This is a genomic window from Brumicola blandensis, assembly GCF_031846165.1.
Taxonomy (GTDB): Bacteria; Pseudomonadota; Gammaproteobacteria; order Enterobacterales; family Alteromonadaceae; genus Glaciecola; species Glaciecola blandensis.
Genome location: NZ_JAVRIE010000003.1, coordinates 419708 through 435377, shown reverse-complemented (window position 1 = coordinate 435377; position 15670 = coordinate 419708). Strand labels below are relative to the sequence as shown.

Sequence of the window (15670 nt, the reverse complement as noted above, 5' to 3'; positions counted from 1 at the left end):
TGAATCAATTTCACTATTGTAGAGTGTTTCTATAAGCAGAGGGACTGTGCCCGACTATTTTTTTAAAAGCCGTATTGAATGTCGTCTTAGAATTAAACCCTACTTCAAAGGCGATATTCGTAATTAGCTTATTTTTGTCCTGTAACGCTAACTTAGCTTCTTCTATTCGAAAGTTGTTTACGTATTGAAAAAAATTAGTATTTAGGTGTTGCGACAGTGTTTCTGATATATGATTCTCCGTTTCGGCAATGCTAGCGGACAATTGGTTCAAAGATAAATTATCCTCTAAAAAGATTTTGTCTGATTTCATTATTCGTTCTAATTTTGTAGCAATTGACTGCATTTTTTCGGCACTAATTAATGCTGTTCGGTGCTTTTTACTCATTTTTGTACTATGCGGAATACCTTTGTCTGACTCATTAAGTCTTTTCTGACTTAAGGCTTTTTGGAGGAAAACAGCCAACGCGATAACTTCAAAACACGGGAGAATGATGCCTGTACCAAACCACCGTAATCCCAATGCATTTATGAAAAACTCAAACGCGTACATTAGCCAAACTATTCCCCAAACTAACAGCACAGGCTTAAACCAATCTAACGATTTTTGTTCAATATCTGAAAAACGCTCCAACAATTGTTGATGATGCGAATTATGTAACTTTAATGCCTTGTATAAGAAAAACACGGTATAAGAAATGAATATGAAGGTTGCGGCAATGCAGGTAAACAACGCTATTTTCCACAACTGAGGATCTCGTGTTTCTGGCTGAGCTAACGCTAGTTTTTCTTCGGGGCTGATCAAGAATAAGAAAGGAGTCATAACCAGCAAGACTAAAATGGGACCAATTAAAGTGGCCGCAACGACCTTTTTGGCGACGACGGTGTTTAATGACATAGTCGCATGAGCATAATAATAAAGAGCTGGGCCCAGTAACACTCTAAATGGAAATTGCGCTCCAGCTAAGTACGGCGCATAGACATACGCACCTGAATAGATAAATAACTCCCCTCCTAGATGAATTAATAGCAAAAGCAACAGCGCTTTGAGAAAAAAGTTTTGCCTTTCGTTTGGCCTTTGAAAAACATCTAACAAGGCAAATATTGTTATTCCTATCATGCAGGAATATAAAATAGTGGGAAGAAGGTTAACCATTAAAGATCACTAATGTGTAATGTACCGCAATTGTATAGTTAAAGAATCAATGAAGCTACCAAGCGCTAATCCAAAATAACCGATGTATCTAAACCAGCATCGATGCCCATACCTAACAAATAACGAACAAAAATTAAAAATAATTAAATAAAACGTTCCAATATGCCCATTTGAACGACAACACACCTAAATTTAGGCACCTTTCACATAGAAACAAATATCAAACGACTTACCACTTAAAAAACTTATATTTAAAGAGAGGAATACAATGAAAATTTTTGAACCGGATGGCAAACGTAAAAACTTATTATCTTTGCTTTGGATTTACCTAACCGTGAATTATATCTATTGCGATGTATTTATTTTACACGATGCCGATTATCTAAAAGCATTTTTATCCGGTGCAGTAGGTAACATGAAAATCACAGACGAATTCTTATTGATGTTTTCCTTTATAATGCAAGTTCCTATGATCATGATTGTTTTGTCTGGGACATTAACTTTTAAACTCAATAGATATTTTAATATTGTGGCAGGTATCATTACCACTTCAGTACAAATTGCAACGGTGAGCATGGGAGGCGCAATTTACTTTATGTTCTTCAGCACCTTTGAGATTTTTACCGGCTTGCTTATCATCTATTTGGCATTTACTTGGAAACAAGACAAAACGCCATAGAATGCATCAATAAAGCCTAAACAAAGAAGCTAATTACACAAGCGCGAGTATTTAGCTTCATCGCTTTTTTGCGCTAGTTTTTTAGTGTGAAAAACGGGTCAGTGTCTGTTCAGGTCTGAGTTAGCACGAATTAAGCGTGTTTAGCTTATACTCAGTCAAAACATTCATATTGTTATAGTCACTCAAGAATTTCGGTTCGATTGCGCCCTTTCTCTTTCGCTTTGTAAAGCGCAGTATCTGCTCGCTTTAATACTTTATCTAGCAGCTCATTGTCTTTCAGTTCGTTTTCCCTCAAACCACTTATTCCAATACTCACGGTTAACTGTTCACTATTTGGTAGCAAGATTGATTTTATTTTTTCGTGCAAGCGAGATGCAAAAAGTTGAGCATCAATGACGTTTGAGTTGAATAAAATGATTAGAAACTCCTCCCCGCCCCACCGAGCTAGGATATCCGTGCTTCTTGATGCCTCTTTGAAAGTATTTGCCAACTTAGTCAATACTTCATCACCTACACCATGACCATGATTATCGTTTATCTCTTTAAACCAATCTATATCAATAATCAAAAATGATGTTGGACAAAACGATCGCGTTAATTGGTTTGCCATTTTCATAAAGTCATCGGCCGCAGCTCGACGATTTAGGAGGGAAGTTAAGGGATCTAGGCGTGTTAGCTCTAATAGTTTTTCGTTTTGGTTTTCCAAATGCTCTCTAGCTGACAGTAACTCTTGATAAAGCTTGTCCCTATTTTCAGCTGTCTGTATAGACCAAAATAAAACAGACTCAATCAAAGAAACATTCGCAACTGCATTAATTTTCCCAAGCTTTTGACTAACTAAGGTTATTTGAACTTCTGTGCACTGGCCATCCTTAATTAAAGCAGGTCGAATATAGCTTTCAAAAAAGATCCATGAAGCCTTTGATATAAAATCAAATAGACTGACCGCAGGGTTTAAGGGTATGCCAATAAGGTCAACTGCATATTGATTTAAATAGCTAACCTGATTGGTTTCTATGTCTGTAGTCATGAGTAAACACGGAAAATAATCTAGCTGTGTATTACTCAAGCAGTAAACCTGACTATTTCGTTAAACACCTCTTCCGGATGGGTCATATGTAAGCAGTGTCCGTGAGCCTCTAGTATGCTTAATTTAGAATTTGCAATTTTTTCATGAATGAAACGCCCTACGTCTACAGAGGCTAGGTTATCGTTAGCGCTCTGCAAAACTAATGTCGGCATAGATATTTGGGATAACGTAGCTCGATCGTCAGAAAAAAAAGTGACTTCAGCAAACGGTTTGGCATATCTTGGGTCCGTAGAGCAAAAGCTACCCTCTAGCTCATCAATAAGTACTGATTCATTATCAGCGCCCATCACAAGAGGCGCTAGGTAATTTGCCCATCCTATATAGTTTTTATCCATCAGGTTAATGAGCTCTTTTAAATCTTCTTTTTCGAAACCTCCCGCATATTCAGGGGGAAAGTTTAAAAAGCAAGGAGAAGGGCAGATCATAACCAAACGAGAGAAAAGATGTGGAGATTGAATGGCTGCGCGCATACCGATCATGCTGCTCACCGAGTGCCCTATGAATATAACGTCCTTCAACGTCAATTGTTCACATATCTCAACTATATCTTCTGCATACCCATCTAGGGAAGAGTATTTCTTTTTGTCATATGATGACAAATCCGATTGTCCACTACCTACATGATCAAACAGAACAACCCTGAAGTTTCTTTCAAGCATCGGTGTTAAAAACCGCCACATTTTTTGGTCACAGCCAAAGCCATGAGCAAGCAAAATTGTTTTGTCACCATTGCCAATAATATTAATATTATTTCGGACCTTGATATTGGTATTTAAAATCATCTAAACCGTACTCGACCATTAGTTGCATTAGCGATACTATCGTAGCGCAATGTTATTACTACCACTAAGGATAGCCTGTATAACGACAAAGTAAAACTATGCTCTCAAAGTGCTACCCAAAGATTTTAAACTCTATAGCCAAACCGACATAACATTGATGCCCATGATTCTTCAATACAGCATTTATCTTCGGTGGACGAATTTCGAATCGCAAAGGTCGATGTTATCGTGCTAGATGCTGCAATTGCTGACAGAGTTGCGACAAGATTAATAGAAGAGTATTTTACTGATCACCCTTGAATAGTTGGCTTAGGTGAAGTTCACATCCTCAGAGCACAGAAGTTGTGATAACACAAACAGTCGATACGCAATTATAAAACGAAATAGGAGATTTTAATGCGATTACTACATACCATGCTACGTGTTGGCAACCTCGAAGAGTCTATTGCTTTTTACACTGATACCCTTGGCATGCGTTTGTTGCGCCAAAGCGATAACGAAGAGTACAAATATACACTCGCTTTCTTGGGTTATGGCGATGAGGACAGTAATACTGTCATAGAACTGACTTATAATTGGGGTAAAACTGATTATGAACACGGCGACGCATTTGGTCACTTGGCAATTGGTGTCGATGATATCTATGCTGTGTGTGATCAAATAAAAGCGAAAGGCGGCGATGTCTATAGAGAGCCAGGCCCAGTGAAAGGTGGCAAGACTGTCATCGCCTTTGTGCGCGACCCTAGCGGTTACGCGATAGAACTTATTCAAGAAGGAAAGTAATGATGATGACAGTGATGATGTTTTTTTTATTGCTGTCAACGTCGCAAGACCCGCAAAGCGAAGCACTTTCTTCACTCAATACAGAGAATGAAACCTCATTTGCTGTGATAGCTCACAGGGGGGCTTCTGGCTATTTACCCGAACATACTTTAGATGCTGCCACCTTAGCGTTTATGCAAGGAGCAGACTATATCGAACAAGATATTGTGTTAAGCGCTGATAATGTGCCCGTTGTGTTGCATGATATTCACATTGATACAGTCACAAATGTTGAAAGTCTCTTTCCTGAGCGCTTTCGCGAGGATGGCCGTTTTTATGCCATCGATTTCACATGGGCTGAACTGCAAACCTTATTTGTTCATGAGCGACAAAATATACAAGGTGAACAGGTTTACCCTAAACGTTATCGAGGGAGAGCGGCATTTAAAGTCGCTTCTCTTGAGCAGCATATTCAACACATAAAATTACTGAATAAAATTCACGGTAAAAATGTAGGCTTTTATCCCGAAATTAAGGCATCAGAATGGCATTTAGAGCAAGGTAAAGACATTACCCTCTTTGTGGTGAATGTGCTAAAAGAGCATGACTTGCTTGATAAGCAGTCGAAGATTTTTATACAGTCATTTTATCCGCCGACCCTAAAAAGGCTAAAATATGAATTTGGTGTGACTGCGCCACTTGTGCAGCTTATCGCTGAGAACGATTGGGCCGAAAGCTCTGCAGATTATGATTATTTGCGTACTCAAGCAGGTTTAACAGAAATAGCTAGCTACGCGCAAGGTATTGGCCCTTGGTTGCCACACATTTATTCATTCGAGGAAAGCCAACAAACTGGCCTTGTTGCAAATGCTCAAGCTCTGGGCTTGAAGGTTCATCCATATACTTTCCGTGCCGATGATTTGCCTGAAGCTATGACATCAGAGAGCCTATTAAAACTCACCATTGACACAATTCGGGTCAATGGGCTATTCACTGATCATCCTGATATCACATTGAATTATTTAAAGAGCAGCGCTCGAAGCAAGCAAGAATAACACATTACAACTTAGCCAACTGAATAACTACTCTGCGGTTTTTAGCTCTTGAAAGCTCGTTATCATTAGGTGAAACGTGTCGTTTTTCGCCGTGACCCGTTACTTCAATACGGCGAGTATCCACTCCCATAGATGTAAAGAAATCTCTGATTTCATTTGCCCTGCGGATAGACAGTTGTTCGTTATTCCATGAACCACCATAGCTATCAGAATAACCATCAAGAAGGACAAGCTCTAAGTCGAGATCTTCTTTCAAATACTCACCAATCATATCTAATCGGCGCTTTGAATAATTGGTCAATTCAACACTACTTTTCTTATAGCTCAGCACGGTGTAGGCAATATCTTCAAAGTTGAATGGCAAAAGATTAGCTACACAATCGGCAAATGCATGATAAGAAGGTTCAAAATTACTGGAATTTAAGGCCACGGCGACTGAGTCAAATCGATTATTCCAATCTTGGTAATGAATCGTTGGCCAGTAGCCCTTTTCTAACTCCGTCAACATTTCCCAAGCTGACTCAGATGGTAAATCACCATCATATTGCTTTCGCAGGTTCATTTGACCGATGGTCTTGGTCAACTCTCCTGGCATCCACTTAGGTGGCGTTGAATAAACCGTAGCCACATCATATCGATTGGGTAAACGAAGCATATCCAATACAAATTCTAAATTGAGTTGTTTAGAGGCCTCGGTCACAAATGAAGCAAGCCCATAACCTGGTACAGGATGCATTAATTCACACTTTAATCGTGTTTGTTCACCCAAAGACCATTCAGAATTCTCTACAGATGCTTTATACTCACGCAAGTTGGCTGATGCAATGAATGGGATCAGACAGAACATGCTAATTAGGAATTGATTTCTTTTTTTCATTTTAATTATTTCATCTAAAGAATGTCTCAAGAAGATTACTGTTACTATCGACACCAAGCAGCAAAAACTTAAGCAAATTAACATCTTTGACGAGTGCGACCGCTCAGCGGAAATGCCCCCACTCGCAACACTCTAGCACGCCACGATTGAAGGAAGATTGTTTCATATGTCAAATACCAACGCTTTATTAAAAGACCGCTTTCGCGGTTACTTTCCCGTAATAATTGACATCGAAACTGCTGGGTTTAATGCGCAAACCGACGCAATATTAGAAATCGCCGCGACAACACTTAAATTTGATGAGCAAGGCTTGTTGATACCCGACACGACTTTTCACGAGCACGTTCAGCCGTTTGAGGACGCGAACATTGAAAAAGCGGCTATTGAGTTTAATGGCATCGATCCCTTTTGTGCGCTGCGCGGTGCGAAAGAAGAAAGCGAAGTATTTAAAGCCTTATGTAAACATGTCAGGAAATATCAGAAGCAAGCCGATTGTCAGCGCTCGGTGATTGTTGCGCACAACGCCACATTTGATCAAAGCTTTGTTAATGCTGCCCTAGAACGGCATTCAGTGAAAAGAAGCCCCTTTCACCCCTTTGTGTCATTCGATACAACAACACTTTCTGCACTTGCCTTAGGACAAACTGTACTGGTGAAAGCCTGTGAAGCGGCTGGTATCGCGTTTAATCAATCAGAGGCTCACTCTGCTCTTTACGACACGCAACGCACCGCAGAGCTGTTCTGTTACATCGTAAACCGATATCAGTCATTTGGCGCTTGGCCCCTCGCAAACGCTATTGAGAATTAATCGCAAAAACACTTGCGCTCAAACTAAATAACAATTATTATCATTTGCATATTGATTAAGAGGCGTTTAACAATGTTCGTATGCATGTGTTATGGCATCACTGACAAGCAAATAAAAAATGCAGTGGAAACCCACGGCGTTGGCAATATGCGTGAACTTAAACAAATTATGGCACTGGGTAGCCAATGCGGGAAATGCATTGAGCTTGCACAGGAAGTTATCGACAACACTATTATCGATGAAAGCCTATTTAAAGACGTAGGCTAAATTACTCTTTTCCACTCAATAAAAATTTCAGATACAAAAAAACCAAACTCCCTGTTTGGTTTTTTTATTTACACCCGAGAAATACAGGCTTGCGAACTAGAATTACTCGCTATCTGTTTTAACAGCAGCTTCAGTAATTAAAGGTTGTAGTTCACCCTGTTGGAACATCTCAAGAACAATGTCACAACCGCCAATCAATTCACCATTAATCCACAATTGCGGAAATGTTGGCCAGTCAGCAAACTTTGGCAACTCTGTGCGTATATCAGGGTTTTGAAGGATATCTACGTAAGCAAATTGCTCACCACAGTTCATAAGCGCTTGCACTGTTTGTGCTGAAAAACCGCAAGAAGGTAACTTCGGTGATCCTTTCATATACAAAAGAACAGGGTTTTGACTAATTTGCTCTTTGATTTTATCAATTGTTTCCATTAGAGAACCTTTTATTAATTGTTGCAATGCATCTAACAGTGAGGGTGTAATCGCAAAAAACAAGCGCCTTACCGTTAGAAAATCTAGATTTAAGCTTATGAGGTGAATATTAACGATATTACGCAGAAAAAGTAGTAAAAAATGATCTTCTTTGGGTTTATTTTCGAACTAGTTATAACTTATTAGCGAATTAATTCGTGATTATTCTTGGATTTACTATAATCATCCCAACTATATAGTTAAATAAAAATTCAAACTTGAAACACAGACCCAAAACGGAGAACAAAATGGCTTTTGAATTACCGGCACTACCTTACGAAAAAAATGCACTTGAACCGCATATCTCTGCAGAAACTTTAGAATTTCATTACGGTAAACATCATGCCACCTACGTAACTAAACTAAACGGTTTAGTTGAAGGTACAGACATGGCTTCAAAATCACTTGAAGAAATCGTAAAAAATTCAGAAGGCGGTGTATTTAACAATGCAGCTCAAATCTGGAACCATACCTTCTACTGGAACAGCCTAAGCCCAAATGGCGGCGGTGAAGCAACTGGCGCTTTGGCAGATGCTATCAACGCAAAATGGGGCTCTTTTGCTGAGTTCAAAGCAGCTTTCAATGATAAAGCGGTAAACAACTTTGGTTCTAGCTGGACTTGGTTGGTAAAAACTGCGGATGGCAGCTTAGATATCGTAAACACAAGTAACGCTGGCACGCCAATTACTGAAGAAGGTGTAACGCCTCTATTAACATGTGATTTGTGGGAACACGCTTACTACATTGATTATCGTAATGTTCGTCCTAACTACCTAGAAGCCTACTGGGCACTAGCGAACTGGGATTTTGCAGCAAGCAACTTTGCATAATCCAACAGAAACATTATAAAGCCCGCGTATGCGGGCTTTTTTGTGTGTGCTACTGCCCTAATCTATAGAGTCACTCTTAAGTCTCGCTCGGCGCTTTGTTTAACATTTTGCTACTAACAAGCAGCACCATTACCGCACCAGCAAGCGCAAATCCGCTGGACAGCAAAAAGCTGAACCTCGCCCCTTCGCCTTGTTGCCATGTTTGCCCGGCAACAAAGCTACCAATTGCCCCGCCAACACCGAAAGCAATGCTTACGTACAAGGCCTGCGCTCTGCTTTGAAAACCTTCAGAGAAGTAATGGTGTAGGAAATACACAGATGTTGCATGTGTCATCCCAAAGCTAAAGGCATGTAAAATTTGGCTAAAAATAATGCTGCCAATGAATTCTGGGATGATTGCCAAAATAAACCAACGCAACGTGGTTAATAGCAATGAAACAAATAACACCCACTTCACTCCTACCCTCGCGATAACTCGAGAAGCGACGAGAAAGATCCCAATTTCGGCCAATACGCCAATCGCTATAAAGAAACCCGTTTGCTTGCCGGAGTAACTTAAGTCAGTCATGTAAAGTGCAAAAAAACTATAGAAAGACCCAAAACTCATTTGAAGCAAAATGGCAGACAGCATAAAGACAATGAAAGGATAGCGTAAGGCCTCTTTCCATGTACTAGTATGCTGATTGTTCTGATCCGTAGAAACTGGAGGTGATGAGATCAGCAAGGAACTTAAATACAAACCGAATAAAGTGAAACTTGCTGTATAAATAATTACTTCGGTACTGAAGTAATCTAACAGCGCGCCTACCGAAAGGCTCATTACGATAAAACCAATACTGCCCCATAGTCGAATTGCACCATACCCACCTCGTGAGAGCTTAGTAGCGCTAACCGTCATTACTTCCAGTTGTGGTAATACCGCTGTCCAAAACATCATCATGATGCCGAAACTAAACGTTAAAGACCAAAAATCGAAAGAAAAGTACACTGCGCTGAAGGTGATAAACGCGAGTAAACATCCAAAGCGCACTATATCGCCACCGCGACCTGTCTTATCTGCAATACTGGCCCATAGGTTTGGACCCAATACCCGTGTGAGTGTAATGATAGCTAATAGGCTGCCGATTTCTTCAGAGCTAAAACCACGACCGTCTAAAAATACGCCAGCATAAGGCGTAATGACACCTAATTGGCCGAAGTAGAAAAAGTAGGTTAAAGATAATAAACCCAGATTTACGGAGCTATTCGCGGCAGCACGGCTTTTAGTTGTTATTAAGAAACGTAAAAACACGTGCATTGCCTTAAAGTTAATTATTTCTGTGCAGGAATGACCGGGGTTATCGACTCAACACCAGTATTTTGTGCGCGATGTCTTAACAGATGGTCCATAAGCACTAAGGCTAGCATTGCTTCAGCAATAGGTACGGCACGAATACCAACACAAGGGTCATGTCTGCCTTTGGTAATAACATCATCAGGTTTGCCATGAATGTCTACCGACTGACCAGAGATACTGATACTGGAAGTAGGTTTTAAGGCCATATGAACAAGGATCTCTTGGCCACTAGAGATACCTCCCAAAACACCACCAGCATGATTAGTGTGAAAACCGTCTGGAGACATTTCATCACGATGTTCAGTCCCCTTTTGGTTAACAACCTGAAAGCCGTCGCCAATTTCCACGCCCTTTACTGCGTTGATGCCCATCATGGCATGTGCAATCTCTGCATCTAAACGGTCAAAAACAGGCTCACCCAAACCAACTGGCACATTTGTCGCACTTACGCTGACTTTGGCGCCTATTGAGTTACCTTCTTTCTTGAGAGCTCGCATATACTGGTCAAGCTCGTCTAGTTTTGTTTCATCAGGACAGAAGAATGGATTAGTGTTCGTCACGGTATGATCCACTTTATTCATTACGATTGGACCCAACTGGCTAATGTAGCCATTTATTTCGATGCCATGTACCTGTTTTAAATATTTCTTTGCAATTCCACCGGCGGCAACTCGAATAGCCGTTTCGCGCGCTGATGAGCGACCACCGCCACGATAATCTCTGAAACCAAACTTCTGCTGATAAGTATAATCTGCATGGCCTGGGCGAAAGGAATCTTTAATCTTTGAGTAGTCTTGACTGCGCTGGTCTTTATTATTAATCAGTAAACCGATACTAGTGCCTGTCGTTTTACCTTCAAACACACCACTTAGGATTTTGACCTCATCATCTTCTCTTCTAGCAGTCGTATACTTTGATGTGCCTGGCTTGCGTCTATCTAAGTCACCCTGCAAGTCACTTTCGTCTAACTCTAAGCCTGGAGGGCACCCGTCAACAACGCCACCTATGGCGATGCCGTGACTTTCACCAAAAGTGCTAACCGTAAAGAGTTTTCCAAATGTGTTGCCGGACATGTTTCTTATTTCCTTTTTATTTCTTGTAGTATTTTCTTGCTTGCCAGTCGGCAATGACTTACTGCTGGTTTTGTTGCCAGTAATTCACCAGCGTTTCTTTTTGGACTGCAAATATGCCACTGCCGCCGTTCTCAAATTCACACCATTGAACCTCTAAACCAGGGAAGCGATGAGTCATGTGTACCTCACTGTTACCCACCTCGACTAAGATCCAAGCATGATCATTTAAATAATTCGGAGCTTGTTGAAGCATCACTTCGACTAAATCTAAGCCGTCATATCCTGCAGCAAGCGCATGCTCTGGTTCATGCAGAAATTCATCTGGTAGGTCCTGCATATCCTGTTCATCCACATAGGGCGGGTTTGATATAATTAAATCATACCGCTGACCATCAAGGCTTGAGAACAAATCGGATTGCAAGGGAAAGACACGATCTTCTAGCTGATACTCATAAATATTCATCGAAGCGACGTCCAATGCGCCCGTATCGATATCAACAGCGTCCACAACCGCTGAGTCAAATTTATTAGCGATGGCTATCGCAATGCACCCACCGCCAGTACAAAGGTCAAGGATATGCTGTGGTTCAGAATCAGAGCTTAGCCATGGCTTGAAGCCATTCTGCAGCAGTTCAGCAAATGGTGAGCGAGGTATCAAGACCCGCTCATCGACATAGAAGGGCATACCAGCAAACCATGCCTGATGCGTAATATATGGAAGCGGGCGCTGCTGGTCAACACGTTGTTGTAACCAGTCAATCAATATCGCTTTTTCTGTTGTCGTTACCTTTGCCTGATACAGGAGCTCAAGTCTTGAGGCCGGCATATCGAGAGGTAAATTTAAGGCTTGGAAAACTAAACTGGAGGCTTCATCCCATTCATTGTCCGTACCGTGCCCAAAAAACACACCGGCTTGGTAAAACACAGAAATACTATAACGGATCCAATCCAGTACACTTTCTAATTCCTGAGCAACATGCGGCTCTATTAACGAATCGGAAAGAGAATCATCACTGTTAACCTCAGGGAACACTTCATTGTTGTCGGAATTGTCGACAGCCATTAACTTACTAACTCAATTAACTATAATCCTGATATGATACGCAATATCAGAACGAAATTCGCTTGTTATCTGCCACAAATGCCAAAAAAAGTTAAAAATACAGAATCTCATTCCCATAATCAGGATGAACTCTCGTTCAGCCGTTTGTTTGCTGATGCTAAACCAGTAAAGCATGACAAATATGTATTAACAGTGGATGAAAAAAAGCAAAGTCGACGTAAGAAGCATCAAGCAACAAATCAACTTGAGAAAAAAGCGAATGCGTTGTTTGAATTTTCAGATGGTTTTGAGGCTAACTTACTCAATCACGGTCCTCTTAGGTATGTTAAAGAAGGCGAGCGAAGTGACGAAGTCAAGCGACTCCGCAATGGCGAAATACCACCCGACCTTATACTTGATTTGCACGGCATGAATGCTCAGAACGCAAAGCACGAGATCGCTGCGCTTATTTACGAAGCACATAAAAAGCACTTGCATTGCGTCTGCATTGTACATGGTCTTGGTGCAGGAGTGCTTAAACGTAAAGTGCCTAGTTGGCTGGTTCAGCACCCGTTTGTAATGGGTTTTCATCAGGCACCACTCGAATGGGGTGGCTCAGGCGCATTACTGGCACTTATTCAACAGAATGACGAGCACAGAAAGTACGACTAAAAAAGCGCAGGTTATCGGCAGATTGCCCCTACGCCCTTTGCGTCGATAGCGTCGATGCTACTTATTTGTGTTCTTCTGGCGCACTATTATGAATAAACATATAAGTAAAATAAGCACTCATAATAAGCATTATTAAAATGCCTAACAAAGAACCCCAAACAACTGCATCACCAAAAATTAAATCTAACATAACTCACCTCGTTGGTTTGTTTCTCTATGGTAAGAATAGTTGTATTTTGGCTCTCTAATGCTGATCGAGATCAAGTCTTTGTGCCCGATTAATATAAGTCAGACGCAAAGTTTGAGGTAGATCAAATAGGTTTACGAAAAGAGACGCATAAACCAATTTTTACTGAGGTCTTCTTCGCAAACTTTCATTTGTTTGGCGTATCTTTTCGAGCGCGCATCAACTTTTTTAGCAACACCGACCAACCATTGCTTCTTACGGTATGACTTGCGTTTATAGCCGCCCCAGCCCTCGTGATAATTGAGATACTGCGCGTTAGCATCCCATTTAGATATGCGATTAATTTGATGGGTTTTAGTGATAAACCACCCCATGAAGTCTATCGCGTCCTCAAAGTCTTCGCGACTAGCAAATATATTACCTGTCTCTTTTTTATAATCCGACCAGGTCATTGTCTTTGCTTGTGAGTAGCCATATGCGGTACTCACTCTACCCCACGGTATGAGACCAAAAAACACATAATCTCTCGGAGGCAAGGCATCATGCCGAAATGAGCTTTCTTGATACATCATTGCCATCGGAACATGAATCGGAACGCCCCACTTTTCTCGCATATCATAGGCTGCGTCAAACCAATCTCGTTTTTCGTAAAAAATGGCACAAATGTTTTCTTTTTCTTTGGGTGGCTGAGTGACGCAGGCACTTAATAAGAATAGAAAAGCAGAAAAAATGAATAAATGACAAATTTTTTTTAGCATGATGGGAACTTTTACACCTACAAGAACTCATAATATTACTGAATTAACGTGTTTCCCTGTTAACTCACTTCAAGCCCAACATTTGTTTGGGCTTTTTTTTACAATAAAAAACGTTAATGAAACAAAATACGATGCGCCTTAAACGCACCGAAATTTTTATTTTGCGAAGTAACGCTCAATAAAGTCAGCAAAATCAAGCGTATCACTTTTTTCAATTTGCTCCCGATTGGCAATAGACTCTCTCGCTTGTTGCTTAAAGTCTTCTTCGCTGATATGAAGATAATCTAAACCACTCGCATACTTCTTATACTCAAGTGCGAGTTCTAAGCCTATTCGACTATTATCAATATTATTTTCAATCAAAGTGTTTAACCAACGTGCAGAAGGTGTTTGCGACGGATCTTTCACTTTTAAGAACTCTTTCTCAACAGAAGCACTATACTTTTCATTTCCATTTGCAGAATCCAGTATTAAGGCGACTTGTTTCAAATCACCAAACAGATCTTCGGCCCAGTCAGCGAGACTAATTTCTTGTTTATCACGCAGTAGATTTAGTCCAGGTTTTCGCCCTTCTAACACTACCTTGTTGAGGTTAGCTTCACTTTCTTCATAGGCTTTTTGCTCAAATTTGGGAGATTCGTCAAGCAGACAGTAAAGTAAAAATACATCAAGGAAATAGAACTGATTCTCTTCAATACCCAGCGGTGAGAATGGATTAACATCTAGCGCTCGCACTTCAATATAGCTAACACCACGGTCTTCTAAAGCATCACTCGGTTTCTCTAGCGATTTAGCCACCTGCTTTGGACGAATTGGACTATAAAGCTCATTCTCAATCTGCAATACATTGTCGTTTAGTTGTTCCCACTGACCGTTTTCTCCGGATGGGAATGCCCCGTATTGTTCCGACGGTGTGTTGATTGCTGCGCGTACTGATTTTACGTACGACCCTAAATCGTTGTAGCAAATATTTAAGGATGACTGTTCTGAGTTTGTATAGCCTAAATCACTCATTCGCAAAGACGTTGCGTAGGGTAAATATAAAGTACCTACTCCCAGCTTTTCAAATGGAAACTTTTGCTCTTTACCTGCTAAAAACGACTGACAAAGGGCGGGTGATGCGCCGTATAAATAAGGAATTAACCAAGATAAACGTCTGAAGTTTCTAATCAAGTCAAAATGATAGGCCGAACGTTGCTCTACGGTGTTTTCTACTTCATTCAGATCGCACCATGCCTGCCAAAACTCATCAGGCAATGAAAAGTTGAAGTGAACACCTGCAATAACCTGCATCATACTGCCGTAGCGATTATGCAAACCTTTCCGGTAGACCTCTTTCATTTTGGCTACATTTGAACTGCCATAACGCGCAATCGGAATGCTCGTTTCCTTATTCACAAAGCAAGGCATACTCATTGGCCACAAGCGTTCTTCTCCGATATTGTCATACACAAATTTGTGGATATCGGCCAGTTGCGCCAAGGTAACTCGCGCTTGCTTTTCAGGTGGCGTAATAAATTCCATCAAACTTTCGGAAAAGTCTGTCGTTATTGATTCATGAGTTAAAGGAGCCCCGAGTGCATCACCATGCATACTGGTTGCTAAACCACCGTTTGGGTTTACTCGCAATGCTTCCCTTTCAACACCATGCTTAATGTTTGGCAAAGAAGATTGGAACTGAGACTGTGACAATGCGCTAAGGCGATTTGAGAAGGTTTGCGGATCAATAGCCAAATTATTATTCCATTACTGGGTTTAAAAAACCCCTGCAATAATCTACTGCAGGGGTACTTTTTTTGATTATCTCTAGTATAGAGGGTTAATCAAT

18 protein-coding genes are annotated in these 15670 nt (G+C 40.8%); 7 read left to right on the top strand and 11 right to left on the bottom strand.

The annotated features are described in order from the left end of the window. Positions 1-13 precede the first annotated feature (13 nt). On the bottom strand, positions 14-1030 hold the full coding sequence (locus tag RM544_RS10380) for a helix-turn-helix transcriptional regulator (protein ID WP_311361716.1): 1017 nt from the start codon (positions 1028-1030) through the stop codon (positions 14-16). Positions 1031-1421: 391 nt separating this feature from the next. Between RM544_RS10380 and RM544_RS10375 the strand changes: the two genes are divergently transcribed. Further along, positions 1422-1832: a DUF6326 family protein gene (locus RM544_RS10375; protein ID WP_311361715.1), complete on the top strand. Its 411-nt coding sequence runs from the start codon at positions 1422-1424 to the stop codon at positions 1830-1832. Between the two features lie 178 nt (positions 1833-2010). Here RM544_RS10375 and RM544_RS10370 read toward each other — a convergent pair whose 3' ends face one another. Then, positions 2011-2862 (bottom strand): GGDEF domain-containing protein, encoded by an 852-nt coding sequence (locus RM544_RS10370; protein ID WP_311361714.1) that lies wholly within the window; start codon positions 2860-2862, stop codon positions 2011-2013. Positions 2863-2897: 35 nt separating this feature from the next. Continuing rightward, complete coding sequence (locus tag RM544_RS10365; protein ID WP_311361713.1) at positions 2898-3704, bottom strand: alpha/beta fold hydrolase; 807 nt, start codon at positions 3702-3704, stop codon at positions 2898-2900. 396 nt (positions 3705-4100) lie between these two features. On the opposite strand from RM544_RS10365, the gene gloA reads away from it, so the two are divergent. Continuing rightward, on the top strand, positions 4101-4487 hold the full coding sequence (gene gloA / locus RM544_RS10360; RefSeq protein ID WP_311361712.1) for a lactoylglutathione lyase: 387 nt from the start codon (positions 4101-4103) through the stop codon (positions 4485-4487). Continuing rightward, the gene (gene glpQ, locus RM544_RS10355) at positions 4487-5521 is read left to right on the top strand and encodes a glycerophosphodiester phosphodiesterase (protein ID WP_311361711.1); all 1035 of its coding nucleotides are present in this window, start codon (positions 4487-4489) and stop codon (positions 5519-5521) included. Before gloA ends, glpQ begins: the two co-directional genes overlap by 1 nt. Positions 5522-5525: 4 nt before the next feature. Here the strand turns inward: glpQ and RM544_RS10350 are convergent, their stop codons facing one another. Continuing rightward, complete coding sequence (locus RM544_RS10350; protein WP_311361710.1) at positions 5526-6398, bottom strand: flagellar protein MotY; 873 nt, start codon at positions 6396-6398, stop codon at positions 5526-5528. Between the two features lie 166 nt (positions 6399-6564). Between RM544_RS10350 and rnt the strand changes: the two genes are divergently transcribed. Further along, positions 6565-7206, top strand: a complete 642-nt coding sequence (rnt, locus tag RM544_RS10345) for a ribonuclease T (RefSeq protein WP_311361709.1) — start codon at positions 6565-6567, stop codon at positions 7204-7206. Positions 7207-7278: 72 nt separating this feature from the next. Continuing rightward, positions 7279-7473, top strand: a complete 195-nt coding sequence (locus tag RM544_RS10340; RefSeq protein ID WP_311361708.1) for a bacterioferritin-associated ferredoxin — start codon at positions 7279-7281, stop codon at positions 7471-7473. A gap of 102 nt (positions 7474-7575) precedes the next feature. On the opposite strand, the gene RM544_RS10335 is transcribed toward RM544_RS10340, so the two are convergent. Beyond that, positions 7576-7905: a Grx4 family monothiol glutaredoxin gene (locus RM544_RS10335; RefSeq protein WP_311361707.1), complete on the bottom strand. Its 330-nt coding sequence runs from the start codon at positions 7903-7905 to the stop codon at positions 7576-7578. A gap of 287 nt (positions 7906-8192) precedes the next feature. Between RM544_RS10335 and RM544_RS10330 the strand changes: the two genes are divergently transcribed. Continuing rightward, positions 8193-8774: a Fe-Mn family superoxide dismutase gene (locus tag RM544_RS10330; RefSeq protein WP_311361706.1), complete on the top strand. Its 582-nt coding sequence runs from the start codon at positions 8193-8195 to the stop codon at positions 8772-8774. A gap of 76 nt (positions 8775-8850) precedes the next feature. Here the strand turns inward: RM544_RS10330 and RM544_RS10325 are convergent, their stop codons facing one another. From RM544_RS10325 to prmB, 3 genes are read right to left on the bottom strand one after another with little or no spacing between them, the layout of a single operon-like run. Then, entirely contained in the window at positions 8851-10065 is a 1215-nt protein-coding gene (locus RM544_RS10325; RefSeq protein WP_311361705.1) for an MFS transporter, read from the bottom strand. 20 nt (positions 10066-10085) lie between these two features. Then, a complete protein-coding gene (aroC, locus tag RM544_RS10320) occupies positions 10086-11183 on the bottom strand; it encodes a chorismate synthase (RefSeq protein ID WP_311361704.1) in 1098 nt (365 codons plus the stop codon). A gap of 58 nt (positions 11184-11241) precedes the next feature. Next, positions 11242-12246 (bottom strand): 50S ribosomal protein L3 N(5)-glutamine methyltransferase, encoded by a 1005-nt coding sequence (gene prmB / locus RM544_RS10315; protein ID WP_311361703.1) that lies wholly within the window; start codon positions 12244-12246, stop codon positions 11242-11244. A gap of 78 nt (positions 12247-12324) precedes the next feature. Between prmB and smrB the strand changes: the two genes are divergently transcribed. Continuing rightward, the gene (gene smrB / locus RM544_RS10310) at positions 12325-12897 is read left to right on the top strand and encodes an endonuclease SmrB (protein ID WP_311361702.1); all 573 of its coding nucleotides are present in this window, start codon (positions 12325-12327) and stop codon (positions 12895-12897) included. A 61-nt stretch (positions 12898-12958) separates the two neighbouring features. Here smrB and RM544_RS10305 read toward each other — a convergent pair whose 3' ends face one another. The 3 genes from RM544_RS10305 to gshA all read right to left on the bottom strand — a co-directional run bounded on the left by RM544_RS10305 (position 12959) and on the right by gshA (position 15576). Further along, the gene (locus RM544_RS10305) at positions 12959-13087 is read right to left on the bottom strand and encodes a DUF3149 domain-containing protein (protein WP_311361701.1); all 129 of its coding nucleotides are present in this window, start codon (positions 13085-13087) and stop codon (positions 12959-12961) included. Positions 13088-13218: 131 nt separating this feature from the next. Continuing rightward, the gene (locus tag RM544_RS10300; protein WP_311361700.1) at positions 13219-13842 is read right to left on the bottom strand and encodes a transglycosylase SLT domain-containing protein; all 624 of its coding nucleotides are present in this window, start codon (positions 13840-13842) and stop codon (positions 13219-13221) included. Positions 13843-13998: 156 nt separating this feature from the next. Beyond that, on the bottom strand, positions 13999-15576 hold the full coding sequence (gshA, locus tag RM544_RS10295) for a glutamate--cysteine ligase (RefSeq protein WP_311361699.1): 1578 nt from the start codon (positions 15574-15576) through the stop codon (positions 13999-14001). Between the last annotated feature and the right edge of the window lie 94 nt (positions 15577-15670).

Excerpts from the sequence above, each read along its gene's own strand:
- RM544_RS10330 (WP_311361706.1), top strand. The coding sequence starts at position 8,193 with ATGGCTTTTGAATTACCGGCACTACCTTACGAAAAAAATGCACTTGAA.
- RM544_RS10370 (WP_311361714.1), bottom strand. The coding sequence starts at position 2,862 with ATGACTACAGACATAGAAACCAATCAGGTTAGCTATTTAAATCAATAT.
- smrB (WP_311361702.1), top strand. The coding sequence starts at position 12,325 with ATGCCAAAAAAAGTTAAAAATACAGAATCTCATTCCCATAATCAGGAT.
- RM544_RS10365 (WP_311361713.1), bottom strand. The coding sequence starts at position 3,704 with ATGATTTTAAATACCAATATCAAGGTCCGAAATAATATTAATATTATT.
- RM544_RS10335 (WP_311361707.1), bottom strand. The coding sequence starts at position 7,905 with ATGGAAACAATTGATAAAATCAAAGAGCAAATTAGTCAAAACCCTGTT.
- prmB (WP_311361703.1), bottom strand. The coding sequence starts at position 12,246 with ATGGCTGTCGACAATTCCGACAACAATGAAGTGTTCCCTGAGGTTAAC.
- RM544_RS10340 (WP_311361708.1), top strand. The coding sequence starts at position 7,279 with ATGTTCGTATGCATGTGTTATGGCATCACTGACAAGCAAATAAAAAAT.
- RM544_RS10300 (WP_311361700.1), bottom strand. The coding sequence starts at position 13,842 with ATGCTAAAAAAAATTTGTCATTTATTCATTTTTTCTGCTTTTCTATTC.
- RM544_RS10375 (WP_311361715.1), top strand. The coding sequence starts at position 1,422 with ATGAAAATTTTTGAACCGGATGGCAAACGTAAAAACTTATTATCTTTG.
- gloA (WP_311361712.1), top strand. The coding sequence starts at position 4,101 with ATGCGATTACTACATACCATGCTACGTGTTGGCAACCTCGAAGAGTCT.
- RM544_RS10305 (WP_311361701.1), bottom strand. The coding sequence starts at position 13,087 with ATGTTAGATTTAATTTTTGGTGATGCAGTTGTTTGGGGTTCTTTGTTA.
- rnt (WP_311361709.1), top strand. The coding sequence starts at position 6,565 with ATGTCAAATACCAACGCTTTATTAAAAGACCGCTTTCGCGGTTACTTT.
- aroC (WP_311361704.1), bottom strand. The coding sequence starts at position 11,183 with ATGTCCGGCAACACATTTGGAAAACTCTTTACGGTTAGCACTTTTGGT.
- RM544_RS10350 (WP_311361710.1), bottom strand. The coding sequence starts at position 6,398 with ATGAAAAAAAGAAATCAATTCCTAATTAGCATGTTCTGTCTGATCCCA.
- glpQ (WP_311361711.1), top strand. The coding sequence starts at position 4,487 with ATGATGATGACAGTGATGATGTTTTTTTTATTGCTGTCAACGTCGCAA.